The following is a 21,820-nucleotide window of genomic DNA, read 5'->3' on the forward strand; positions in this document are numbered from 1 at the left end:
AGGCCACTATGGATGCACGGAGCAAAGAACATGTAGCTCGGATTCGAGAGCTCAACGATGCCTTCCGCCGTAGTTTCGCGGGCGGAATGGTGCTCACCACCTGCGGTGTCGAAGGCCTGCCGGAAATGGTGAAGGCGAAAGCATTACAGCTTGTCGCCGCCTTCGATCAATTCGACGTGGGCAACGATCCTCGCGGAGAGCACGACTTCGGCAGTTTTGAGCTCTGCAATCGGACGTTCTTCTGGAAGATAGACTACTACGATGAGCGCTGCGAATTCGGCTCGGCGGACCCGAGCGATCCCAGACAAACAACGCGTGTGCTTACGCTGATGCTTGCCAGTGAGTACTGATAGAGCAAGAAGCACCGCCTCCCATCTAGACACGGCGGAATGATGCTCCAGCAGGAGGAGCACCGTCGTGGGGACCATCGGAAGGCCTGTCGGACCGTATAGGTTATACTAAGCGCTTTATGCGGCCAGCTTCTCGTCGCGTGGGTGCCAATTTGTTTGGTCTTCGATCCAGCGGTTGACCACCGGTTGCCCAACATTTCCATTTATCCCGTATCTCGGGTTCAACATTTCTATCGCGGATCGGAGGGTGGAGGGAGCTACGTGGGCATATCGCATGGTGGTCATGATGCTTGCGTGCCCTAAGAGTGTCTGCACCACATTGAGTGGGACCCCGCGCGTAGCGAGATGCGACGCGAAGGTATGACGCAGAGCGTGCCATGTGATTTTGCGCAACCCCGCTCTTTGGCAAGTTTTGGCCAAACGGAGATTTAAGCGCGGACTGTTGAATGGCCTCTTGTCGTCTAAAAACACGAATCCGGACGCTTGCTTGCGTGCGTGAAGCATCTCAATAATATTGCCATCGATTGGAATATATCTCTCCTTGTTGCTCTTTGGTGTGTCGAGGATCTTGCGAATGTCACAGTAGGAATGTCGAACAGCGATCACTCTGGTTTCCCAATCTATGGACGACCACTGTAGCCCTTTGATCTCTCCCTGCCGCATGCCTGTGCGAAGCGTGGTTATGGTCATTTCGCGCACAATTCCATCCGCATGTTTGACCAGCAGCTCACATTCGTCTGGCGATAGATAGTCGGTTTTGGAAGGCGGACATCTTGGCCACCTCGTTCTTGGAGGTGATCCCCTCAGTTCGAGCCATTCGTACGCGCAGGACAGACATTTGTGGAGCACCGTTAGTCGATTCCTTATCGTCTTGCCCGAGATCCCCTGTGCGATTAGTTTTGCTTTGTATTGCTCCAACTGATGTGGGGTGATTTCGCCGAGCCGGATATTCCCAAAAAAGGGGATCAAGCTGAGCCGCAAAATGGCTTCCTTTGCTCGCTGCTCCGAGAACTTGTTGTTCGCTTTCACATAGTGGTCGAACCATGTTCGAGCGAAGTCGGAGAAGCCCTGATCCTTGGAATGCTCCCGAGGTCCTGTCTGCTCTCCTCTGGCTAGCCCAGACAGGTCCCTGGCGAGGCAGCGCGTGTCCCTGCGCGGTTGCAATGAGCAGCAGCAGGATGGCCGCGAGCGTCACGCGCACCGCGACCATCGTGAACGGCGGGATTGTTGGGATCGCCACCTTGATCAGCGTGAACGAGCTGCCCCAGATCAGCGACAGCAGCAGTAGGAGGCCGATCTCGCCGGCGAGGGTGGTTTGCGCGGAAGGTGCCTGCTCGGCCTGCGTGCTCATGCGGTCTGCTCCGGAATTTGCCGGCAGCATGATCAGGAAGCGGCGGCGCCGGCTGGCTGAATTCGGACCTGATCGTCCGATCGAGTCCGATTTCGGCTACTCCATGCGCTGCATCGAACCTATTGTCAGGGCATGACGACGGGATCAATGCAACGGCAAGCTTTGCCACCGCATCTCGACCGGGAGACCTGCGACCGGGCGCGGCTGGCACGCGCGCGCGCCTTCGACGGCCTGTTTTTCTCCGGTGTTCGCTCGACGAAGATCTATTGCCGGCCGGTCTGTCCGGTGCGTCCGGCGCGCTCGGAGAACGTCACCTTCTACCCGACCGCAGCCGCCGCCGAACGCGCCGGCTTTCGTCCATGCCTGCGCTGCCGGCCTGAAACCGCGCCGGGCTCGCCGGCCTGGCTGGGCACGGCCACCACCGTCGCGCGCGGGATGCGGTTGATCGACGACGGCTTTCTCGATCGGGCCTCCATGGCGGAACTTGCCGAGGCTCTTGGCGTCGGGCCGCGCCATCTGCTGCGTCTGTTCCTGCGCCATGCCGGTGCGAGCCCCAGCGACATCGCGGCCACCCGGCGCGTGCAGGAAGCCAAGCGCCTGATCGACCAGACCGACATGACCCTGGCGGAGATCGCCTTCGCCGCCGGTTTTGGCAGCGTTCGTCGCTTCAACGACGCCTTTGCCGCGACCTACAAGCGGCCGCCATCGTCGTTCCGGCGTCGGCGGTAGGGCGCCCCGCCTTACGGAGATAATCGGCAGCACGGTTCCAAATGGGCTGTCCCACCCCGCTCAGATGCGCGGCGTGACCAGGCGAAAAAATTTTTGCATCCACCGTTTCCTTTCCACCTCTTCGTTCGTCTCTGCGCTGAGGGCCTCAACGAGCGGCCAGCAGAGTTCAAAGGAGAACCTCGATGTCAGAGATCAAATCCACGCCATCGCGTCGTGCGGTCCTCGTCACCGGCATCGGTGCCGGCGTCGTGCTCACCGCTCAAATCGTCCCGTGCCACAGCCAGACCAGGAGTTCGAACATGGAAGCTACCATCCGCACCGGCAGCGACATCACCACCCTCGTCAACGTCTTCACGGTCGAGCCTGACAACCAGGAAAAGCTGGTTCGGCTCCTGAAGGAGGGCATCGAGACCTTCTTCAGCAAACAGCCGGGCTTCATCTCGTCGAGCGTTCACGCCGGCAAGGACGGCGGACGCGCGATCAACTATTCGCAATGGAAGAGCGCGGGCGACATCGAGAGCTTCCGCAAGGACCCGAAATTCGCGCCTTACGTCCAGCGCCTTGCCGCCATAGCGAAGGCCGAGACGATCCTGTGCGAGGTCGTCGAGGTCAATCATGCCTGACCTTCGGCTGATGGCGTCGCGATCCCGATTGACGTATCACGCCCATCGATGACGGGAGACCCTGCTTGGCGGATGATATGACGAGCAACGGCGCGGGGGCGGTCCGACAGACCGCCCTTGAGGCTCTCGAGCGTCTTGCGGTGGAGATGCGCCCGCAGCTGCATCGTTACTGCGCGCGCATGACGGGTTCCGTCGTCGACGGCGAGGACGTGCTTCAGGAAGCGCTGCTCAAGGCCTTCGAGGCCGCGCCGCGGACCGAGCCGCTGGACAATCCGGAAGGCTGGCTGTTTCGCATCGCCCACAATGCCGCGCTGGACTTCTTGCGCCGGCGCGCGCGCCACACCGCCGCTCACGCCGACGAAGATCCGGATATGATGGCCGCCCTGACCAGCCCCGTGACTGAACGAGAGATCGTCACCGCGAGCCTGCAGACCTTCATGCGGCTGCCGGTGGCGCAGCGGGGTGCGGTGATCCTGCGCGACGTGCTCGGCTATTCCGTCGACGAGGTCTGTGCGATCATGGGCCGCAGCGTCCCGGCCACCAAGGGCGCGCTGCAGCGCGGCCGCGTACGTCTTCGCGAGCTAGCGGAGGAACCCGGCGACGTCAGGCCTCCCGAGTTGGAGGCGGCCGAGCGCGCCCGCCTGATGCACTATGTCGAGCGCTTCAACGCGCGCGATTTCGAGTCCCTGCGCGACATGCTGGCCGACGACGTCCGGCTGGAAATGGTCAACCGGACGCGCCGGGCCGGCCGCCGCGACGTCGGGGAGTATTTCGGGCGTTATGCGCAGACCAGCCCCTGGCATTGCGTCCCTGGCTTCGTCGACCGGCGGCCTGCGATCATCATGTTCGATCCGCAGGACCCGTCGGGCCCGCCGCGCTACTTCGTGCTCCTCGATTGGGAGAACGGCAGCATCGTCAACATCAGGGATTTCCTGTTCGCGCACTACGCGATCGAAGGCGCGGAATTGTTTACGCTGGACTGACCTCGCCGAGGTGCAGCGGATCAGCCGATCTGCTTCTCGCCGTGCCGCTCGGACAGCGTGAAGATCTCGACGCCGGTGGCGGTGACGCCGACGGAGTGCTCGAACTGCGCCGACAGCGAGCGGTCGCGCGTCACGGCGGTCCAGCCGTCGGACAGGATCTTCACATGCGGCTTGCCGAGATTGATCATCGGCTCGATGGTGAAGAACATGCCGGGCTTGAGCTGCACGCCCTCGCCGGGCCGGCCGATATGGATGATGTTCGGCTCGTCGTGGAACATGCGGCCGAGACCATGGCCGCAGAAATCGCGCACCACGCTCATGCCCTGCGGCTCGACGAAACTCTGGATGGCGTGGCCGATGTCGCCGGTGGTGGCGCCGGGCTTCACCGCGGCGATGCCGCGCATCATCGCTTCATAGGTCACCTCGATCAGCCGCTCGGCCTTGCGCGCGATCGGGCCGACCGCATACATCCGGCTGGAATCGCCGTACCAGCCGTCGACGATGAAGGTGACGTCGATGTTGACTATGTCGCCTTCCTTGAGCGGACGGTCGCCGGGCATGCCGTGGCAGACCACGTGGTTGAGCGAGGTGCAGGTCGAGTAGCGATAGCCGCGATACATCAGCGTCGCCGGATAGGCGCCATGGCTGAACGCGAACTCGCGGACGAATTCGTCGATGCGATCGGTCGGCACGCCCGGTGCGACGATGTCGGTGAGCTCGTCGAGGCACTTCGCGACCAAAGCACCTGCCTTGCGCATGCCGGCAAAGGCGCTCGGCCCATGCAGCTTGATCTGTCCGGTCTTGCGCAGGGAGGTATCGGTGGCTTCGACGTAGCTCATGCGGATATTGTCTTCTGGGCGTGGGCCCGGTCTCGGCGGGGCTGAAAGGCTTGATTTCAGGCCCTAATTTAATGATTGCAGGACTTCATGCAAGTCGAGCTTACCCGGCATGCGCTCGAAAGCGGGCTCAATTCGGGACTTCTACGGTGGTTTCGACCGGCAGCGCGCCGCCGCGGACCCGGATTTCGCGGACCGGGTAGGGAACCCGGATGCCCTCGCGCTTGAAGGCCTCCCACAGCGCCAGCATGACGTCGCTCTTGACGTTGTCCATGCCGTCGGGGTCCGCAAGCCAGAAGGTCAGCGAGAACTTCATGCCGGCTTCGGCGAACTCGGTCAGGATGCAGTTCGGCGGCTTGGCCTTCTGGGCGCGCGGATGGGTGGCGGCGGTCTCGATCGCGAGCTTGCAGACGAGCTTCGGATCGGCGTCGTAATTGGTGCCGAAGGGAATCTTCACCAGCGTGTTCTTGTCGGTATAGGTCCAGTTGACGACCTTTTGCGTCACCAGGTCCTCGTTCGGCACCAGGAATTCACGGCCATCCCCGGCGGCAACGGAAATATAGCGCGTTTTCATCGCGCTGATGCGGCCGGTATTGTCGCCGATGGTGACGAGGTCGCCCGGCTTCACCGACTTGTCGGCGAGCAGGATGATTCCGGAGATGAAGTTGGCGACGATCTTCTGCAGGCCGATACCGATACCGACGCCGACCGCGCCGGAGAACACCGCAAGCGCGGAGAGGTCGATGCCGACGGTGCCGAGTGCGATCACGATCGCGACCGCGAGCAGCCCGATGCGGATGATCTTGATCAGCAGCACCTGGACCGACGGCGTCAGATCGGTCGTCGAGTTGATCTTGCTCTCGGCGAAATTGCTGGCGATGTTGGTGAGCCAGAGCGCGAAGATCAGCAGCGCGCCGGCCTTGAGTACCAGCAGCGGCGTCAACCTGAGACCGCCGAGCACGATGGCGTAGGAGTCCAGCAGATCGACCGTGGTGTCGAGCTGGCCGAGGATGGACAGCGCAGCGACGAACCAGGCCGTAATCGACACCAGCCTGACGAAGAAGGCGTTGCGCAGCACCGAGGTCAGGAGCCGGATCGCGAGCCAGGCGAGCCCGAGCTTGGCGGCGACCATCAGCAGATAGCTGCGGCTGGGCCAGGTCGAATGATACATCACCACGCGCGAGACGATCACGAGCAGGGTGAACACCGCCGTCGAAGCGCTCGCGACCATCACGCGGGCGAAGTGCCGGAGCGGCAGCGGCCAGCGCAATGCCACCGAGGTCATGTCGACACGGTTGCGAATGGCGGCGTCCGCCGCATAGGCGATCCCGGCCGCCGCCAGAATGAGCCCGAATTGGAGGTAGAACCAGGGCGAGGAGATCTCCGCCCCGACGCTGCGCGCGGTGGTCTGCACGAACTCCATGAAGTCTTTGAGGTCCATCGGGCGGGTCTCGTCAGTCTCGTCGGGAAGCAGGCGGGAGGATTTGATTCGAAAGCGCCGCAGAATCCCACAAAGGCTGCGGCCGGGCCATCGATACACCGCGAAGCGAAGCGCGTTAAGGCCGCAAAATACGGGCAGATTGCCGCGAGTGGCCGAAAATGGGTTGGCGCGCCGGTGTGGCGACGATAAGGATGCAATTCCAACGATTTGTACCCGGAAGGTGGATGGCTTCCCTCGACTCCTTCAGCATCGCCATTCTGCTCGGCGCCGTCCTCGTCATGGCCGGTATCCTCTCGAGCCTGCTCGCGCTGCGCTTCGGCGCGCCCCTGCTGCTCGTCTTCCTTGCGATCGGCATGCTCGCCGGCGATTCCGGTCCCGGTCAGCTCCAGTTCAACGACGTCGGCACGACCTATCTGGTCGGCTCGGTGGCGCTGGCCCTGATCCTGTTCGACGGCGGGCTGAAGACGCGCTTTGCCAGCATCCGCACCGTGCTCGCGCCCTCATTGATGCTCGCGACCGTCGGCGTGCTCCTGACCGCATTGATCACGGCGCCGTTCGCGAAATTCGCGCTCGATCTCAACTGGGCGGAGTCGCTGCTGGTCGGCGCGGTGGTCGCCTCGACCGACGCGGCCGCCGTGTTCCTGCTGGTGCACACCCAGGGCCTGCGCCTGCGCCCGCGCGTCGGTGCGACGCTGGAAGCGGAATCCGGCACCAACGATCCCTTCGCGATCTTCCTCACGCTGATGCTGGTCGAGTACATCTCGCTGGGCTCGAGCACGCCCGGCCATGTGGTGATGGAGTTCGTCCAGGAGGCGGTGCTCGGTGCCGTCGTCGGCGTCATCGGCGGGCGTCTCGTCGTCATCGGGCTCAACAAGGTCGCGCTGCCGCAGGGGCTGCACGCGCCGTTCGTGACCACGGCCGCGCTCGTGATCTTCGGCGGCTCGCAGATCATGCACGCCTCCGGCTTCCTCGCGGTCTATCTCGCCGGCATCATCATCGGCAACCGGCCGACGCGCGCGCACAATTCGGTGGTGGCGTTCCTGGATGCCGCGACCTGGCTGGCGCAGATCGTGATGTTCGTGCTGCTCGGCCTCCTGGTCTCGCCGAGCCGGCTGGGCTCCAGCGTGCTGCCCGCGGTTGCCGTCTCGCTGGTGCTGATGCTGGTGGCACGGCCGATCGCGGTGTTCGTGTGCCTTGCGCCGTTCCGCTTCAACTGGCGCGAAAAGATCTTCATCGCCTGGACCGGCCTGCGCGGCGCGGTCGCGATCTTCCTGGCTTCGATCCCGATGCTGGTGGGCCTGTCAAAAGCCTATCTCTATTTCGACGTCGCCTTCGTCGTCGTCATCATCTCGCTGCTGCTGCAGGGCTGGACGCTGGCGCCCGCCGCGCGCAAGCTGCACGTCGCGCTGCCGCGCACGGAGCGCGGGCCGCGCCGCATCGAACTGGATCTGCCCGGCCAGCTCGAGCAGCAGCTCGTCGGCTACGCGGTGCGGCCCAAGAGTCTGTATTTCCGCCGCGGGCTGATCCCGTCCTGGTCCAAGCCGACGCTGGTGATCCGCAACGAGCACATCCTGACGCCGACGGAAGCCGACCCGGTCGCGCCCGGCGACTACATCTATCTGCTGGCGCCGCCCGAAAAGGCCGAGGCGCTCGACCGCTTCTTCGTCGACATGCAGCCGAGCTCGGCGCCCGATCCGCATCTGCTCGGCGACTTCATGGTGTCAGGCGAGCACACGCTCGCCGAGCTCGCCGAGATCTACGGCGTGAAGGTCGGCGAGGACGAGAGCAAGCTGACGCTCGCCGACTATTTCGACGTCCATCTCGACCGCGCGCCGAAGGAAGGCGCCGAGCTCGCGCTTGATTCCATCGTGCTGGTCGCGCGCAGCATCTCCGGCGGCCGCGTCAACGTCGTCGGCCTGCGCCTGCCGGAAGAAGACGAGACGCCCGCGCCACTGACGCGGCGGCAGGCGCTGCGGAAGAAGCTCGCGGAGCTATGGACGTCGGTGGCTGGGGTTTAGGGCACGTCTGTTTCCTCAATGTTGTCCTGGCGAAAGCCAGGATCCGCGGCGTCCTTACGCATGGGAACGGAACACGGATCAACCGTCATCAAATCGCCGCAACCGCCGAAGATTTGCGCGGCTTCGTGACGCCGGGTTCCGGAACGTCTCGCGGCGTTATCCGTTCTAGCCGCGTAACGGTCAACGCACCTGACAGGAGCAATCCATGCGCAAATTCATCTTGCCCGCCATCGTCGCGATCGGTCTGGGATCCGCGGCACCGGCGATGGCCTATGACACGGGCGATCAGATCTCGATGCAGGGCGCGCTCGATGTCGCCACCGACATCGGCGTCATGACCATTTCACACACAGAGTTCGCCGGCGATGAATGGCAGATCGAGGGCCGCGATCGCAGCGGCCGCTGGATGGAGGTCGACGTCGACGCGCGAACAGGAGATGTGCGGAACGTCGATCGCGGCTGGTGAGCGAAGAGCGAAGCGGGTCGCCGAAGTGCGATCCGCTTCGCCTCACGTCAGCACCTTCACCCCGCCGAACGACGTCACGCGGCCCTGCCGGAGCATCACGATCTGGGTCGCGAGCTGGCGCAATTCGGCGACGTCGTGGCTGACATAGACCATGGGGACATTGGCCTCGTCGCGCAGCCGCACCAGATAGGGCAGGATCTCGAGCTTGCGGGCCTCGTCGAGCGCACCGAGCGGTTCGTCGAGCAGCAGCAAACGCGGTTTCGACAACAGCGCGCGGCCGAGCGCGACGCGCTGACGTTCGCCCCCCGAAAGCTTTCCGGGGCGGCGATCGAGCAGCGCGCCGATGTCGAGCAGCTCGACGACGCGCGCGTGCTGCGCCGGATCGGCTGCAAGGCGGTTCATCCGCCGTCCATAGTCGAGATTTTGCGCGACGTTGAGATGCGGAAACAGCCGCGCGTCCTGGAAGACGTAGCCGATGCGGCGGCGCCAGGTCGGCACGTGAATGCCGGCCTTGGTGTCGTCGACGGTCTCGCCGTCGATGACGATGGTGCCGCGGTCGGGCCGCAGGAGCCCTGCGATCATGTTGATCAGCGAGGTCTTGCCGGCGCCTGAGGCGCCGAACAGGCCGGTGACGCGGCCTTCGCTCGAGAACGAGGCGTGAAGCGAGAATTCGCCGAGCTGTTTTTCGACATCGACGCGCAGCATGGTCAATTCCCGTGCAGGCGCTGCGTGGCGCGGCGGGCGAACCATTCGGCTGATATCAGCGCGCCGATCGCGAGCCCGATCGAGATCATCACCAGCCGCCCCGCGGCGGCGTCGCCATCGGGCGTCTGGATCAGCGAATAGATCGCCGACGAAATCGTCTGGGTCTCGCCGGGAATGTTGGAGACGAAGGTGATGGTGGCCCCGAACTCGCCGATCGCCTTGGCGAAGCCGAGCACCATGCCGGCGAGCACGCCGGGCAGCGCCAGCGGCAGCGTCACCGTGAAGAACACCTTGAAAGGCGCGGCTCCCAGTGTTTCGGCAGCCTGCTCGAGCCGGCGATCGACCGCCTCGATCGAGAGCCGCATCGGGCGCACCAGCAGCGGAAACGACATCACGCCGCAGGCCAGCGCCGCACCGGTCCAGCGGAAGGCGAAGACGATGCCGAGATGATCGGCGAGGAAGCTGCCGACGAGGCCGCGGCGGCCCAAAGTCAGAAGCAGCAGATAGCCGGTGACGACAGGCGGCAGCACCAGCGGCAGATGCACGACGGCATCGAGCACCGACTTGCCCCAAAAATCCTTGCGCGCGAGCAGCCATGCCAAGGCAATGCCGAATGGCGTTGCCACCAGCGTCGCGACAACGGCGACCCTGAGCGAGAGCAGGATCGCCGTCCATTCGGCGGGAGAGATGTCGAGCATCAAGTCGTAAGTATCAGGTCGTGGGGCTGATCAGGAACTTGAAACCGTACTTTTCCAGAATGGTCTTGGCCGTCGTCGAGCGCAGGAAGGCGAGATAGTCGTTGGTCCCGGGCTTTGCCGTCGAGGTCGCCGCCACCGGATAGATGATCGCGGGATGCGAATCCGCCGGGAAGGTGCCGACGATCTTCACGCCGGGCTCGACCTTGGCGTCGGTGGAATAGACGATGCCGAGCGCAGCTTCGCCGCGCGCCACCAGCGTCAGCGCGGCACGCACGCTCTCGGCCATGGCGAATTTCGGCTCGGCGGCCTGCCAGGCGCCCAGCTTCTCCAGCGCGGCCTTGGCGTACTTTCCGACCGGCACCGACTTCACGTCGCCGGTCGCGATCTTGCCGTCGCCCGCAAGCTTGGCGAGGTCGAAACCCTGCGCGATGGTGACGTTGTCGATCTTGGAATCCTTCGGCGCGATCAGCACGATGCTGTTGCCGAGCAGGTTCACGCGGGTCGATTCATTTATGTTTTTCTTGGAGAGCGCGTAGTCCATCCAGTCGGTATCGGCCGAGACGAACACGTCGGCCGGTGCGCCCTGCTCGATCTGTTTTGCCAATACCGAGCTCGCGGCGTAGCTCACCGAAAACTTGACGCCTGTCCTGGCGGTGTAGGCCGCGTCGACCTCGTCGAGCGCGTTCTTCATCGACGCGGCGGCGAACACCGTGATGGTCTTGTCCTCGGCGTTCGCAGGCGGAAGGCTCGTGCCCGCGAGCATGACGAAGGCGGTGAAAAGTCCGGCAAGTCGATACATGGATGGCGCTCCGTGCGAGCCTGCGCGCGCAATTGCACGCGCAATTCTGGCTTTGGGTGAGTGAGGCGACGGGCGGAAGCGCTGTTCCACGTGGCCCCCGCAACGGCTTACGGCCGGCGGGGATATCGCAGTTCTCGAAGATAGCAGGCTGGGCCCGCAGGTCAAAGGCGACCGTTTGTCTAACCTATTGGGCCGGCAGGATCGAAATCGACAGCGAATTGTTCCTGGCGCCGCTGATCTGGAGCACGACGGGCTTTTCCGAGAGTTCGTATTTCATGGTCTTGCGGATGCCGTCGCAATCGGTGGCGCCGCTGAAGGCCACGGGCCTGAGAAAATGGCCGTCCTGAACCAGGTCGACCCAGGCGCCCGACGACAGGCTGATCGTGTAGAGGCCCGCCTTCGGCACGGCCTTGATGCTGGTGAAGCCGGCAAAAGTGCCGTCCTTCGGCGCCCGCTCCGGCGGCGAAGGCAGTTTTGCCTCGGCCGGCGTGACCAGCCCCAGCGTGATCGCCGATGATGGCACGACGGCCTGCTCGGCTCCCGAGGCGAGCTTGGTGCGGTCCGGAGCGGTCAGCGCGGCACGGTCGCGCTCGATCGGCCATTTGAACTTGTCACAGCCGCTGGGCTCCTCAGCGAAAGCGGAGGTCGCGCTGGTCGAGAGCACGGCAAGGAGAGCCAGGATGCGCATGTCAAATCTCGTCGTTGGCCGCGCATGGGCGCGGCCTGCTGTCGGTTTTTGTCGGTGAACGGGATGCGCATCCCGGGATGCCGCGGGCTTACGGCCGGGCGGCGGCGCAATGCTAGCGCAATTGGGAAGTGCGAACCAACCGGTTCGTCGGCCCGGGCTCGCTTCGCGCCCCGGGACGACGGCTGAGTGCGAGGCAGCCGCTTCGATCCCTTACGAGAACTAAGGCTTCGCATTCGGCGCGTGCAGCACGACCTTGCAGGCCGCGGGCATCTGGGCCAGCGTCATCGGCGGCTTTGGTTTCGGCGGCACCGGCGGCGGCTTGGGATGCAGCACGCCCTCGCTGAACCAGAAGGCGAAATCGGAGGGCTTGCAGCCTTCGCCTTCGGACTGCGACGGCTGGCCCTGGCATTCACTGGCGCCGGCCGGGCAGCGCATGCGGATGTGGAAATGATAGTCGTGGCCCCACCACGGCCGGATCTTCGACAGCCAGGAGCGGTCACCCCTGGCCTCGCGGCACAGCGCCTTCTTGATCGCGGGATTGACGAAGATGCGCTGCACCGCCGGCTCCTGCGCGGCGTCGCGCAGCACCAGCAGATGCCCCGGCGTGAACACTTTGGGATCGACGTCGAGGCGATCCTCGCGCACCATCATCACCGCCGACATCTCCTCGCGTTCCTCGCGCGAGAGGCGATGGTCCGGCATCGGTGTCAGCCAGATGTCGGCATCGAGCCCGATCTGATGGCTGGCGTGGCCCGACAAGGCCGGCCCGCCGCGCGGCTGGCCGATGTCGCCGACCAGAATGCCCGGCCAGCCCGCGTCCTTGTGCGCCTTGGCCGCCAGGCGCTTGATCAGCGCGATCATGTCGGGATGGCCCCAATTGCGGTTGCGCGACAGCCGCATCACCTGCCAGTTGTCGCCGTTGAGCGGCATCTGCGCCGCGCCGCCGATGCAGCCCTTCACGTAGGAGCCGATGACGCGCGCAGGCCCGGTCGAGGGCAACAGCTTGCGTGCGAACAGTTCCTTGGCGCCGAGCTTGGGATCGTTCGGATTGGCCAGCGGCGGCAGCGGCTTCGGGTTCACGCTGCCCTTGTCCTGGGCCAGCGCGCCGCCGGCGGCCAGGAGCGTCATGACAAGCAGGAGAGGGGCGATGCGGCGGGGACTCATGCTGAGAACCTTATAGCCCATCGCGGCGTCAGGGTTAAGAATTAGGCTTGTCACGCGGGCCTCGGCTCACAACGTCTTTACAGCCTCCGCGTGCCAGCCGCATCATGTCCTCGAGGCAGAGGCTTTTTTATCATGACATTTTTTCCGACGCGGCTCGCGCAACGAGTCGCCTTGGCCGCATTTGCGCTGGCGCCCGTCCTGGTTACGCCGGCACGGGCCGACGTCAGGGTCGATATCGACAAATCCACACAGCGCTTGTCGGTGCGGGTCGACGGCGCGCTGCGCTACTCCTGGCCGGTCTCGACGGGGCGCCGCGGCTACGGCACGCCGAGCGGCACTTTCCATCCGCAGGCGATGATGCGCAGCTACTTCTCGCGCAAGTACTACAACGCGCCGATGCCGCACGCGATCTTCTTCTACTACGGCTTTGCCATTCACGGCACGACCGACATTTCCCGCCTGGGCGGTCCGGCCTCGCATGGCTGCGTCCGTCTGCATCCCGCGCATGCGGCGGCCCTGTTCGCGCTGATCAAGCGCGAGGGCGCGGGCAACACCACGATCCATATTTCTGACTAGCGTCGTCGCGCGCAGCGGAGAGACCGGGAAAAAGTCGCAAGTTTTCCGCCTGTGCGGCGCGCTTCTTAACGACGCGATAACTCTGTCCTGCATTGACCAAAATTCGTGCGCGGAACGAGACGTGCTCACCGTCCTGCATGCAACCGGCGTGTGTTCCGGAATTGATTCAGGGAGACTGCGTGTTTTTGCGGCTCGGCTCTCGTCGATTGCGACGAGCGAGCAGGTTTAGCGCGCCCGCCGACGTCCTCCGCGCCTCGCAAACAGGCAAATCAGCACCTCGCTCGGCCGCCGCATCCACGCCGGCATCGACCAAGATTACTTTTCTTTCAGACACTTGAGGCAAGACTTGCGGCCGCTGGGCGCGGCTAGGGCGTGTGAAGTTGAGTTTGGGGTCCAAAAAAACAGAAAAGCGAAAGCGCAACGTGCTTGCCAAAGGCGGTCGCCAGCCGCGCAAGCCGCGATTTTCGCGCGCGCCTCAGGCACCGCTCGAACGCGACCAGCTCGTGCAGAGCCGCGCGGAAGCTGAAGCGGCCATCGCGGACGCGCGCAAATCGCACGAGCGTTTGCGCCAGGCCGTCGACCTCCTGCCTCAGGGCATCGTGATCCTCGATCCCGAAGGTCGCTACGTGCTCTGGAACAAGCAGTATTCCGAGATCTACAGCAAGACCGCCGATCTCTTCCAGGAAGGCGCGCGCCTCGAAGACACGCTGCGCGTCGGCGTTGCCCGCGGCGACTATCCGGAAGCCGCCGGCCACGAGGACGAATGGATCGCCGCGCGGCTGAAGAAACTCTACGAGCCCGGCAAGCGCCACGAGCAGACGCTGTCCGACGGCCGGGTCATCCTGATCGAGGAACGCCGCACCGATGACGGCGGCGTCGTGGGCCTGCGCGTCGACATCACCGAATTGAAGCAGCGCGAGGCCTCGTTCCGCCTGCTGTTCGACGGCAATCCCGTCCCCATGATCGTCTGCGCGCTGGACGACGAGCACATTCTCGGCGTCAACGACGCCGCGGTTGCGCATTACGGCTATAGCCGCGCCGAGTTCGAGCGGCTGAAGATCCGCTCCTTGCAGGCCTTCGACAGCGAGCCGCCCTGGACCATCGATCGGTCCAGCGAAGAGCAGGCCGCGCGGACCTGGAAGCACGTCAAGGCCGACGGCACGCTGATCGACCTTGCGATCTATTCCCGCGAATTGACCTATGCCGAGAGGCCCGCGGTGCTGCTCGCGCTGATGGACATCACCGAGCGCAAGCGCGCCGAGGCGCGGCTTGCCTTCATGGCCCAGCATGACGCCCTGACCGGCCTGCCCAACCGCAATCTGCTCCGCCAGACCGTGGACGAGATGCTGCTGCATTCGCGGCGCAGCCCCGAGAAGGTCGCGGTGCTGATGCTCGGACTGGACAATTTCAAGGCGGTCAACGACACGCTGGGTCATGCGGTCGGCGACAAGCTCCTGCGCGGCGTCGCCAAGCGCCTGCGTTCGACCTTGCGCGAGGAAGACGCGCTGGCGCGGCTGAACTCGGACGAATTCGTCATTGCCCAGAGCGGCCTGACGCGGCCCGAAGACGCGGTGGGCCTCGCCAAACGCCTGCTCGAGGCGATCGCCGATCCCTATCTGCTCGACGGTCACTCCGTGGTGATCGCCGCCTCCATCGGCATCGCGATGGCACCCGGCGACGGCGACGAGTCCGAAAAGCTGCTCAAGAGCGCCGACATGGCGCTGTCGCGCGCCAAACTGGATGCGCGCGGCAGCTTCGCCTTCTTCGAGGCCGCGCTCGATGCGAAGGCGCAGAGCCGTCGCAAGATCGAGGTCGAGCTGCGCGATGCGATCCAGCACGACGTGCTGCGGCCCTACTACCAGCCGCTGATCGATCTCCAGAGCGGCCGCATCACCGGGTTCGAGGCGCTGGTGCGCTGGCCACATGCCGAGCGCGGCATGGTCTCGCCGGCCGAGTTCATTCCGGTCGCGGAAGAAACCGGCTTGATCAATCCGCTCGGCGGCCTGATGCTGCGCCGCGCCTGCCTCGATGCAGCGACCTGGCCGGACGACGTCCGCGTCGCCGTCAATTTGTCGCCGCTGCAGTTTCGCGGCGGCAATCTGCTCTCGATGGTGACGGACGCGCTGAAGCATTCCGGCCTGCCGCCGCGGCGGCTCGAGCTCGAGATCACCGAGACGCTGCTCTTGGAGAAGAGCGCGCAGGTGCTGGCGACGCTGCATGCGCTGCGCGCGCTCGGCGTGCGGATCTCGATGGACGATTTCGGCACCGGCTATTCCAGCCTCAGCTACTTACGCAGCTTCCCGTTCGACAAGATCAAGATCGACCAGTCCTTCGTGCGCGATCTCGGGGCCAACCGCGAGGCGCAGGCGATCATCCGCTCCATCGTCAGCCTCGGCAAAGGTCTCGGTGTCATCATCACGGCCGAAGGCGTCGAGACTGAAGCCGAGCTGAGCTGCCTCCGCGCCGAGGGGTGCGACGAGGGCCAGGGCTTTCTGTTCAGCAAGGCGCGGCCGAACGTCGAAATCATCAGCCTGCTGGCGGCGCAGCGCGGCATCGATGCCGACGACGACGAGGATGCCGCCCTGGTGGCTTAGCCTTCCGATGATTCGCGACTAATAGCCGGCATAGGGACCGGAGGGCGCGCAATAGTCGTAGCCATAGCCGCCGCCGTAACCGTAGTAGGACGCGGACGGATAGCCGTAGGCGGGATAGCCGCCGCCATAGTCACCGCCGTAATAGCCGCCATAGCCTCCGTAATAGGCGCTCGCGATCCCGGCGCCGACGACGGCGCCTGCGACGCCGTAACCGAGGCCACGATAGCCATAGCCACGATAGCCGTAACCGCGATAGCCATAGCCGCGATAGCCGTAGCCGCGGTAACCCAAGCCGCGATAGGCGAGGCCGCCACGATAACCGTAGCCGCTACGATAGCCCAATCCGACGCCGCGATAGCCGTAGCCGCCGCGGTAGCCGTAGCCCCAGCGCACTTCGGTGGTAACGGGATCGACCATCGATTTGATCGTCGCCACAGATGTCGGCATCGGACCAGCCTGGGCACCCGTGGCGAGCAGGGCACCGGCCGCGGCGAGAACGGCAATACGCAGAGCGTTCGAGAACCTCATGACCATCTCCGTGCTGGTCGGCGGCGCTTTGGCGCGGCCATCGACAGCCTATTCGGAGATGGCGCTGCCGCGGCAGGCTTGATTTAAATCAAGCATATCGAGGCAATCGCAACCGGCCGCTTGGCGTGGGGAGCGACCGGTCGCAGGTCATCGCGATGGAAGAAGCAGCGTGGCCCGATCAGCGGCCTTCCGACAGGATCGCCTTGCCGACATCCTCGAAATGCGTGTCGCGCGCCTGGATCTGCTGGGTGATCGCATGCATGTCGCGAAACCGCCGTTCGAACGGATTGCTGCGGAAGACAGCGGTGGCGCCGGCCATGCGATAGGCGGTGTCGACCACCTTGGCCGATTGCTGAATCGTCCAGGTCGCGGCGAGGCGGATAGCGCTGCGATGCGTCAGGCTGAACGTGCCTGATGCCGAAAGGTCGCGCCACATCGCGTTCGCCGTCGCATAGAGATAGGCGCGGGCGGCACGTAAGTCCCCCTCGGTGCGGCCGATCAGGCCCTGGACTGCCTGATTGTCGCGCATCGCGTTCGCCGCAAGCGACTGGTGCTTGCCGCGCGCCAGTGCGATCGCTGCATCCAGCGTCGCGCGCGCGACGCCGAGCGAGACTGCGGCAAAGCCGAGGCTGTAGGTCGAGCCGGTCGGAAGCCGGTAGAGCGGCCCGGGCTCACGCAAGGCGCTCGGCATGTCGCGGAAGACGGCAAAGCGACCGGGGACGAAGAGGTCCTTCACCTCGTAGGAATCGGTGCCGGTGCCGGCGAGCCCGATCGCCTGCCAGACGTCGTGCAGCACCGCGCTCGCAAGCGGGAACAGGATGGTGCGCATCTCCGGCGACCCGTCGGCATTTTTTCGCGGCACGCCGTCGGCCTCGACGATGCGGACATGCGCCCCGAGCCAACTCGCCTGCCGCGAGCCTGAAGCAAAATCCCAACGCCCGGTGACGCGGTAGCCGCCCTCGACCGCGCGCGCCTCATGCGCCACCGCGCCCCAGGCGAGAATGCCTGATGCGGTGTTGAAGATCTGGTGCGCGGTGTCGTGGTCGAGCGCGGCCGCGATCATCGCGCAGACACTGTTTTGGCCGAGGCACCAGGCCGTGGACGCGTCGGCCTTGGCGATCTCCTCCAGCATTTGCATGAAAATCTCGGGCGGCGCTTCCGATCCGCCGAGGCTCTGCGGCAGCAGCGCGCGGTAGAGCCCGTTTGCGATCAGCGCGTCCACGACCTCAGGCGTCAGCCGCCGCGTCCGCTCGATCTCGTCTGCCTCGTCAGCAACCAGCGGCGCGATGGCCCGCGCCCGCTCGACCAGGCCAAACCCCGTTGCGTTCATGTCAGCGTTTCCTCGCCCATTCTGCCGTGAGCGGTAAGCGACGCGATGGTGGTCTATTTGGTGGGGCGGATCAAGGTGGCGCGGCGGCGAATCCGGAGCGGGATATTTGTCATGTTGAAGAAGCTATGTGCATGATCCCGGGTCGGAACCGCGTCAGCAGAGCCCAAGAGGCACGTCATGAACAAGCCAACCCGCGGCGTCGCGGCGCCGCCCGAGCCGAGGCTTGAAGACGCGCCGATGAGCGACATCGTCGATGCTCTCGCCGGCGGAGAGGTCACAGCGACGGCGCTCGCAAAGGTCTATCTCGCGCGCATCGCAGCCTATGACCGGGGCGGGCCGGTGCTGAATTCCGTCCGGGCGCTCAATCCCGATGCACTGGCAATCGCGGCCGAACTCGACGGTGGCAGGCCGTCAGCCAGGCGGCCGCTGGCCGGCGTGCCGATCCTGGTGAAGGACAACATCGCGACCTCTGACGAGCAGCCGACGACGGCGGGCTCGCTGGCGCTGGAAGGCGCGCGGGCGAGGCGCGACGCCACCGTCGTCAAGCTGCTGCGCAAGGCCGGCGCGGTGATCCTGGGCAAGGCGAACCTGACCGAGTTCGCCAACATCCTCGCGATCGATATGCCGGCGGGCTATTCCTCGCTGGGGGGCCAGGTGAAGAATCCCTATGCGCCGGCGCTGATGGGTGAGCACGACATCCCGGTCGTGGCTCCCGGCGGCTCGAGCTCGGGGTCGGCGGTCGCCGTGGCCGCAGGATTTTGCGCGGCTTCGATCGGCACCGAAACGTCGGGCTCGCTGCTGTACCCGGCCAGCCAGAACGGGCTCGTCACGGTCAAGCCGACCGTCGGACTGATCAGCCGCGCCGGCATCATCCCGATCGCGCACAGCCAGGATACCGCAGGACCCATGACGCGCACGGTGCGTGACGCGGCAATGCTCTTGAACGTGCTCGCGGAAAAGGACCCGCGCGATCCGGCGACGGAGCGGCAGCGGCGACCGGCCGACTATACCGCGGGCCTTTCGCGCGATGCGATCAAGGGCGCGCGTATCGGCGTGCCGAGCGATCCGTCCGATCCCTTGAACGATCGCTATTACGGCAAGCTGCAACCCGGATGGGTCAAGGTCATGACCGAGGCGATCAAGGTGATGGAGGATCTCGGCGCCGTCGTCGTCCGCGCGAACATGCCGACGTCCGGCTGGATCGGCGGTCCGGGCACCGGCATGGCCGTGCTCAACCGCAATCCGCTCAGCAGCAACAAGGGCAATCCGACCGGTTCGCCGATCGTGTTTCTCTACGAGCTCAAATACGGCCTCAATCTCTATCTGAAGGAGTGGGCGACCGATACCGACATCGAGACGATGGCAGACATCATCGCCTTCAACGCGGCCAATGCCGAGAAAGCGCTGCGCTTCGGTCAGGACCTGTTCCTCGCGTCCGACCTCACCCGAGGCGATCTGAGCGAGCGCGAGTACAAGTCCGCACGCGCCATGGACCTGCTCTCGGCGAAGACGCGGGGCATGGACGCCTATATGAACCAGCACAAGCTCGACGCCGTGCTGTTCCCCGGCAGCAGCGGCTGCGTGATCTCGGCGAAGGCGGGCTATCCCAGCGTCATGGTGCCGGGAGGCTTCATCTCCGGTGCCGGCGACAAGGAGACGCCGGATTATCCGCTCGGCATCACCTTCGCGGGCCGCGCCTGGAGCGAGCACAAGCTGCTGCGTCTGGCCCACGCCTATGAGCAGGCCTCGCAGATGCGCAAGCCCCCGCCCGGCCTGCCGGCCCTCCGGGCTCGCGCGCGAGCCTGAACCTTCCCGGCGTCGGGCACGACCAATTTCCATGCCGATCGTCAGAATCCTCCTGATCCTTCTCGCGCTCGCCTCGCCGGCGTTCGCGCAGGACGGGGTGCAGGATCTCGCCGCCGCGCGCGATGCCGCGAAGGCCTTCAAGGTCTATGTCGACGGCGTCGCGAAGAAGGGCGAACGGCCTGATCTGACCCGACCCGACATCGCGGCCTTGCTCGGCCATGTCTTCGATCTCGACGCTCTCGCCGCGCTGCCACCCGAGCAGGGCAGCGACATGGGCTGGCTGATGGATTGGACCGACGTCGCAAACCAGACCCACAAGCTCTTCATCTTCTACGGCGCGAAGCCGGGGCCGCAGCCGGATCTGCCGGCGCTCGCGCGCAACATGACCGAGTATGGCGACCAGTACGCGACGGCGATCAGCTTCATGATCCGGGGCATGGCACGCGAGGCGGTTGCGAGCCAGATGTTCTGGAAAGGGCTCCCGCCGGAGCAACGCACCCGTATTCGCGAGGAAGGATTTGCGGGCTTCCGCAAGAACAGCGCCGTCTACATCCTGACCACGGTCTGTGCGGCGATCCAGGGCGCCAGCAAGCCGGCCAACGCCCGCCTGGTCGCGGCCTCGCTGCGCGACACGCGCGCGGTCTGGGCGGACTTTCTGTTGCCGCAGGATCGGGCCCGCGTGATCGCAGAGCTCGCCGATCTTCCCCGATGGGCGCCGGACGAGCTGGCCCGCGCCGATCTCGCCACCTTCACCGCCGCGCTTCGGGCGGTGAACTGACCCCGCGCTAGATCCGCGCCTCTGCTTTCACCTCAGGGCTGCCTTGACCGAGGCGGGCGCAGCTCCCGCGAGATAGCCCGTGGGTATCGCGCCGAGCAGATAGGCGATCGCCAATCCAGCTGTGCCTGCGATCCAGAATGCCATCGTCTTCTTTCCAACGGATGTGCGTCGCGTCGCCGGTATTTTACCGCTGGCTTCGCGTGATCGCCATGGGCAAGGGCAAGACCTTGGAGCCAGGCGGTCACCATGCCGCTGCCCCATCCGCTTTGAACCTGTCCGGCCTCCCGGCGCACCAAAATCGCGTAAGCCACCGGCAGGAGCGACGAGGAGCGCGCGATGAAGGCCCTGAAAGCATCGATCCGTGTTGCGGTCACAGCGCTCGCGCTGAGCCTGTCGCTGGGCGCGCCGTCCCATGCGGAAGAGGATGAGGCGGGCACACTCACTCGGCAGATGAAACAGCTCTATCAGGCCGGCAAATACACCGAAGCGCTGCCGCTCGCCCAGAAGGCCCTAGCCCTGCGCGAGAAGGAGTTCGGCACCGATGACGCCATGGTCGCGATGCCGCTGAATGATCTCGGCACCATTCACTACAATCTGGGCCAATACCCGGTTGCCGAGCTGCTGTACAAGCGCTCATTGTCGATCAGGGAGAAGACGCTCGGTCCGAATTCCACGGAAGTTGCAACCGTATTGAACAATCTGGGCGAACTCTATCGGGCGGAAGAGCATTACGCGGACGCCGAACCGCTTCTGAAGCGCTCGATCGCCATCCGCGAGAAGGCGCATCGTGCCAACGATCCCTCCATCGTGATGGCGATGAGCAACCTTGCCGCGGTCTACAGCAACCAGGGCCGCTACGACCAGGCCGAGCCGCTGTTCAAGCGCGGGCTCGCCATTCTCCAGAAGGCGAACGGCCCCGACGATCCCGAGGCCACGGTGCTGATGAGCAATCTCGCCGACGCCTACATCCACCGGCATCGCTACGCCGATGCCGAGCGTCTGCTCAAGCGCGCGATCGCGGTCACCGAGAAGGCGTATGGACCCGACCATCCCGACATCGCGCAGGCGCAGAACAATCTGGCGACGCTCTATGCGCGCCAGGGCCGCAATGCCGACGCGGAGCGGCTGTACAAGCAGTCGGTGGCGACCTTCGAGAAGACCCTCGGCCCCGACCATCCGGATCTCGCCGATATCTTGAACAACCTGGCCGCGTTCTACAAGGATCAGGGTCGCTACGCCGATGCGCAGCAACTGTTCAAGCGGTCGGCGGCCATTCGCGGGAAGACCGGGCCGATCTGACGTCGCGCCGGTCGGTCCGTCCTTCGTGTGAGGATCAGCGCGGATCGCGTTGGGAGGC

At 65.0% G+C, this 21,820-nt stretch carries 21 protein-coding genes and 2 pseudogenes; 11 read left to right on the forward strand and 12 right to left on the reverse strand.

Annotated features, from left to right (window positions below; translation table 11 throughout):
- Positions 1–8 precede the first annotated feature (8 nt).
- Complete coding sequence (locus tag XH90_RS03510; protein ID WP_194479231.1) at positions 9–350, forward strand: DUF3768 domain-containing protein; 342 nt, start codon at positions 9–11, stop codon at positions 348–350.
- Between the two features lie 117 nt (positions 351–467).
- Here XH90_RS03510 and XH90_RS39735 read toward each other — a convergent pair whose 3' ends face one another.
- Together XH90_RS39735 and XH90_RS39740 are read right to left on the reverse strand one after the other, a co-directional pair.
- On the reverse strand, positions 468–1,379 hold the full coding sequence (locus XH90_RS39735; protein ID WP_194479232.1) for a site-specific integrase: 912 nt from the start codon (positions 1,377–1,379) through the stop codon (positions 468–470).
- Between the two features lie 121 nt (positions 1,380–1,500).
- Positions 1,501–1,731 (reverse strand): annotated as a pseudogene (locus tag XH90_RS39740) (EamA family transporter); the annotation flags it as partial.
- A gap of 102 nt (positions 1,732–1,833) precedes the next feature.
- On the opposite strand from XH90_RS39740, the gene XH90_RS03525 reads away from it, so the two are divergent.
- The 3 genes from XH90_RS03525 to XH90_RS03535 all read left to right on the forward strand — a co-directional run bounded on the left by XH90_RS03525 (position 1,834) and on the right by XH90_RS03535 (position 4,036).
- On the forward strand, positions 1,834–2,430 hold the full coding sequence (locus XH90_RS03525) for a bifunctional transcriptional activator/DNA repair enzyme AdaA (RefSeq protein WP_194479233.1): 597 nt from the start codon (positions 1,834–1,836) through the stop codon (positions 2,428–2,430).
- A gap of 182 nt (positions 2,431–2,612) precedes the next feature.
- Positions 2,613–3,053, forward strand: a complete 441-nt coding sequence (locus tag XH90_RS03530) for an antibiotic biosynthesis monooxygenase (RefSeq protein WP_194479234.1) — start codon at positions 2,613–2,615, stop codon at positions 3,051–3,053.
- A 77-nt stretch (positions 3,054–3,130) separates the two neighbouring features.
- Entirely contained in the window at positions 3,131–4,036 is a 906-nt protein-coding gene (locus XH90_RS03535; RefSeq protein ID WP_194479235.1) for a sigma-70 family RNA polymerase sigma factor, read from the forward strand.
- A gap of 20 nt (positions 4,037–4,056) precedes the next feature.
- Here the strand turns inward: XH90_RS03535 and map are convergent, their stop codons facing one another.
- Together map and XH90_RS03545 are read right to left on the reverse strand one after the other, a co-directional pair.
- Entirely contained in the window at positions 4,057–4,875 is an 819-nt protein-coding gene (gene map / locus XH90_RS03540) for a type I methionyl aminopeptidase (RefSeq protein WP_194479236.1), read from the reverse strand.
- Between the two features lie 127 nt (positions 4,876–5,002).
- On the reverse strand, positions 5,003–6,313 hold the full coding sequence (locus XH90_RS03545) for a mechanosensitive ion channel family protein (protein ID WP_194479237.1): 1,311 nt from the start codon (positions 6,311–6,313) through the stop codon (positions 5,003–5,005).
- A 224-nt stretch (positions 6,314–6,537) separates the two neighbouring features.
- Between XH90_RS03545 and XH90_RS03550 the strand changes: the two genes are divergently transcribed.
- Entirely contained in the window at positions 6,538–8,331 is a 1,794-nt protein-coding gene (locus tag XH90_RS03550) for a potassium/proton antiporter (protein WP_194479238.1), read from the forward strand.
- 205 nt (positions 8,332–8,536) lie between these two features.
- A complete protein-coding gene (locus XH90_RS03555; RefSeq protein WP_194479239.1) occupies positions 8,537–8,797 on the forward strand; it encodes a PepSY domain-containing protein in 261 nt (86 codons plus the stop codon).
- Between the two features lie 42 nt (positions 8,798–8,839).
- Here the strand turns inward: XH90_RS03555 and modC are convergent, their stop codons facing one another.
- The 5 genes from modC to mepA all read right to left on the reverse strand — a co-directional run bounded on the left by modC (position 8,840) and on the right by mepA (position 12,851).
- Positions 8,840–9,502, reverse strand: coding sequence for a molybdenum ABC transporter ATP-binding protein (gene modC, locus XH90_RS03560; RefSeq protein WP_194479240.1), 663 nt, complete (start codon positions 9,500–9,502; stop codon positions 8,840–8,842).
- A 2-nt stretch (positions 9,503–9,504) separates the two neighbouring features.
- On the reverse strand, positions 9,505–10,200 hold the full coding sequence (gene modB, locus XH90_RS03565; RefSeq protein WP_194479241.1) for a molybdate ABC transporter permease subunit: 696 nt from the start codon (positions 10,198–10,200) through the stop codon (positions 9,505–9,507).
- A 13-nt stretch (positions 10,201–10,213) separates the two neighbouring features.
- Entirely contained in the window at positions 10,214–10,999 is a 786-nt protein-coding gene (modA, locus tag XH90_RS03570) for a molybdate ABC transporter substrate-binding protein (protein ID WP_194479242.1), read from the reverse strand.
- Positions 11,000–11,183: 184 nt separating this feature from the next.
- A complete protein-coding gene (locus XH90_RS03575; RefSeq protein WP_194479243.1) occupies positions 11,184–11,687 on the reverse strand; it encodes a hypothetical protein in 504 nt (167 codons plus the stop codon).
- A gap of 219 nt (positions 11,688–11,906) precedes the next feature.
- Positions 11,907–12,851 (reverse strand): penicillin-insensitive murein endopeptidase, encoded by a 945-nt coding sequence (gene mepA, locus XH90_RS03580; protein WP_194479244.1) that lies wholly within the window; start codon positions 12,849–12,851, stop codon positions 11,907–11,909.
- 132 nt (positions 12,852–12,983) lie between these two features.
- On the opposite strand from mepA, the gene XH90_RS03585 reads away from it, so the two are divergent.
- Entirely contained in the window at positions 12,984–13,427 is a 444-nt protein-coding gene (locus tag XH90_RS03585; protein ID WP_194479245.1) for a L,D-transpeptidase, read from the forward strand.
- 422 nt (positions 13,428–13,849) lie between these two features.
- Positions 13,850–16,021 carry a bifunctional diguanylate cyclase/phosphodiesterase gene (locus tag XH90_RS03590; RefSeq protein ID WP_194479246.1) on the forward strand — a complete coding sequence of 724 codons (2,172 nt, stop codon included), beginning with the start codon at positions 13,850–13,852 and terminating at the stop codon, positions 16,019–16,021.
- 18 nt (positions 16,022–16,039) lie between these two features.
- Here XH90_RS03590 and XH90_RS03595 read toward each other — a convergent pair whose 3' ends face one another.
- Positions 16,040–16,549: a hypothetical protein gene (locus XH90_RS03595; RefSeq protein WP_194479247.1), complete on the reverse strand. Its 510-nt coding sequence runs from the start codon at positions 16,547–16,549 to the stop codon at positions 16,040–16,042.
- Between the two features lie 178 nt (positions 16,550–16,727).
- Entirely contained in the window at positions 16,728–17,879 is a 1,152-nt protein-coding gene (locus tag XH90_RS03600) for an acyl-CoA dehydrogenase family protein (protein ID WP_194479248.1), read from the reverse strand.
- 177 nt (positions 17,880–18,056) lie between these two features.
- On the opposite strand from XH90_RS03600, the gene XH90_RS03605 reads away from it, so the two are divergent.
- Positions 18,057–19,685, forward strand: a complete 1,629-nt coding sequence (locus XH90_RS03605) for an amidase family protein (RefSeq protein ID WP_194479249.1) — start codon at positions 18,057–18,059, stop codon at positions 19,683–19,685.
- Positions 19,686–19,716: 31 nt separating this feature from the next.
- Complete coding sequence (locus XH90_RS03610) at positions 19,717–20,463, forward strand: hypothetical protein (RefSeq protein WP_194479250.1); 747 nt, start codon at positions 19,717–19,719, stop codon at positions 20,461–20,463.
- A 63-nt stretch (positions 20,464–20,526) separates the two neighbouring features.
- Here XH90_RS03610 and XH90_RS03615 read toward each other — a convergent pair.
- A pseudogene (locus XH90_RS03615) lies at positions 20,527–20,607 on the reverse strand (acyl-phosphate--glycerol-3-phosphate O-acyltransferase); the annotation flags it as partial.
- 192 nt (positions 20,608–20,799) lie between these two features.
- On the opposite strand from XH90_RS03615, the gene XH90_RS03620 reads away from it, so the two are divergent.
- Positions 20,800–21,762: a tetratricopeptide repeat-containing protein gene (locus tag XH90_RS03620; protein ID WP_194479251.1), complete on the forward strand. Its 963-nt coding sequence runs from the start codon at positions 20,800–20,802 to the stop codon at positions 21,760–21,762.
- The last annotated feature ends 58 nt before the right edge of the window (positions 21,763–21,820 follow it).

The organism is Bradyrhizobium sp. CCBAU 53338, assembly GCF_015291665.1.
Lineage (GTDB): Bacteria > Pseudomonadota > Alphaproteobacteria > Rhizobiales > Xanthobacteraceae > Bradyrhizobium.

Coding starts and splice junctions, on each gene's coding strand:
- XH90_RS03510 (WP_194479231.1), top strand. CDS start 9: ATGGATGCACGGAGCAAAGAACATGTAGCTCGGATTCGAGAGCTCAAC.
- XH90_RS03525 (WP_194479233.1), top strand. CDS start 1,834: ATGACGACGGGATCAATGCAACGGCAAGCTTTGCCACCGCATCTCGAC.
- XH90_RS03530 (WP_194479234.1), top strand. CDS start 2,613: ATGTCAGAGATCAAATCCACGCCATCGCGTCGTGCGGTCCTCGTCACC.
- XH90_RS03535 (WP_194479235.1), top strand. CDS start 3,131: ATGACGAGCAACGGCGCGGGGGCGGTCCGACAGACCGCCCTTGAGGCT.
- map (WP_194479236.1), bottom strand. CDS start 4,875: ATGAGCTACGTCGAAGCCACCGATACCTCCCTGCGCAAGACCGGACAG.
- XH90_RS03545 (WP_194479237.1), bottom strand. CDS start 6,313: ATGGACCTCAAAGACTTCATGGAGTTCGTGCAGACCACCGCGCGCAGC.
- XH90_RS03550 (WP_194479238.1), top strand. CDS start 6,538: ATGGCTTCCCTCGACTCCTTCAGCATCGCCATTCTGCTCGGCGCCGTC.
- XH90_RS03555 (WP_194479239.1), top strand. CDS start 8,537: ATGCGCAAATTCATCTTGCCCGCCATCGTCGCGATCGGTCTGGGATCC.
- modC (WP_194479240.1), bottom strand. CDS start 9,502: ATGCTGCGCGTCGATGTCGAAAAACAGCTCGGCGAATTCTCGCTTCAC.
- modB (WP_194479241.1), bottom strand. CDS start 10,200: ATGCTCGACATCTCTCCCGCCGAATGGACGGCGATCCTGCTCTCGCTC.
- modA (WP_194479242.1), bottom strand. CDS start 10,999: ATGTATCGACTTGCCGGACTTTTCACCGCCTTCGTCATGCTCGCGGGC.
- XH90_RS03575 (WP_194479243.1), bottom strand. CDS start 11,687: ATGCGCATCCTGGCTCTCCTTGCCGTGCTCTCGACCAGCGCGACCTCC.
- mepA (WP_194479244.1), bottom strand. CDS start 12,851: ATGAGTCCCCGCCGCATCGCCCCTCTCCTGCTTGTCATGACGCTCCTG.
- XH90_RS03585 (WP_194479245.1), top strand. CDS start 12,984: ATGACATTTTTTCCGACGCGGCTCGCGCAACGAGTCGCCTTGGCCGCA.
- XH90_RS03595 (WP_194479247.1), bottom strand. CDS start 16,549: ATGAGGTTCTCGAACGCTCTGCGTATTGCCGTTCTCGCCGCGGCCGGT.
- XH90_RS03600 (WP_194479248.1), bottom strand. CDS start 17,879: ATGAACGCAACGGGGTTTGGCCTGGTCGAGCGGGCGCGGGCCATCGCG.
- XH90_RS03605 (WP_194479249.1), top strand. CDS start 18,057: ATGAACAAGCCAACCCGCGGCGTCGCGGCGCCGCCCGAGCCGAGGCTT.
- XH90_RS03610 (WP_194479250.1), top strand. CDS start 19,717: ATGCCGATCGTCAGAATCCTCCTGATCCTTCTCGCGCTCGCCTCGCCG.
- XH90_RS03620 (WP_194479251.1), top strand. CDS start 20,800: ATGAAGGCCCTGAAAGCATCGATCCGTGTTGCGGTCACAGCGCTCGCG.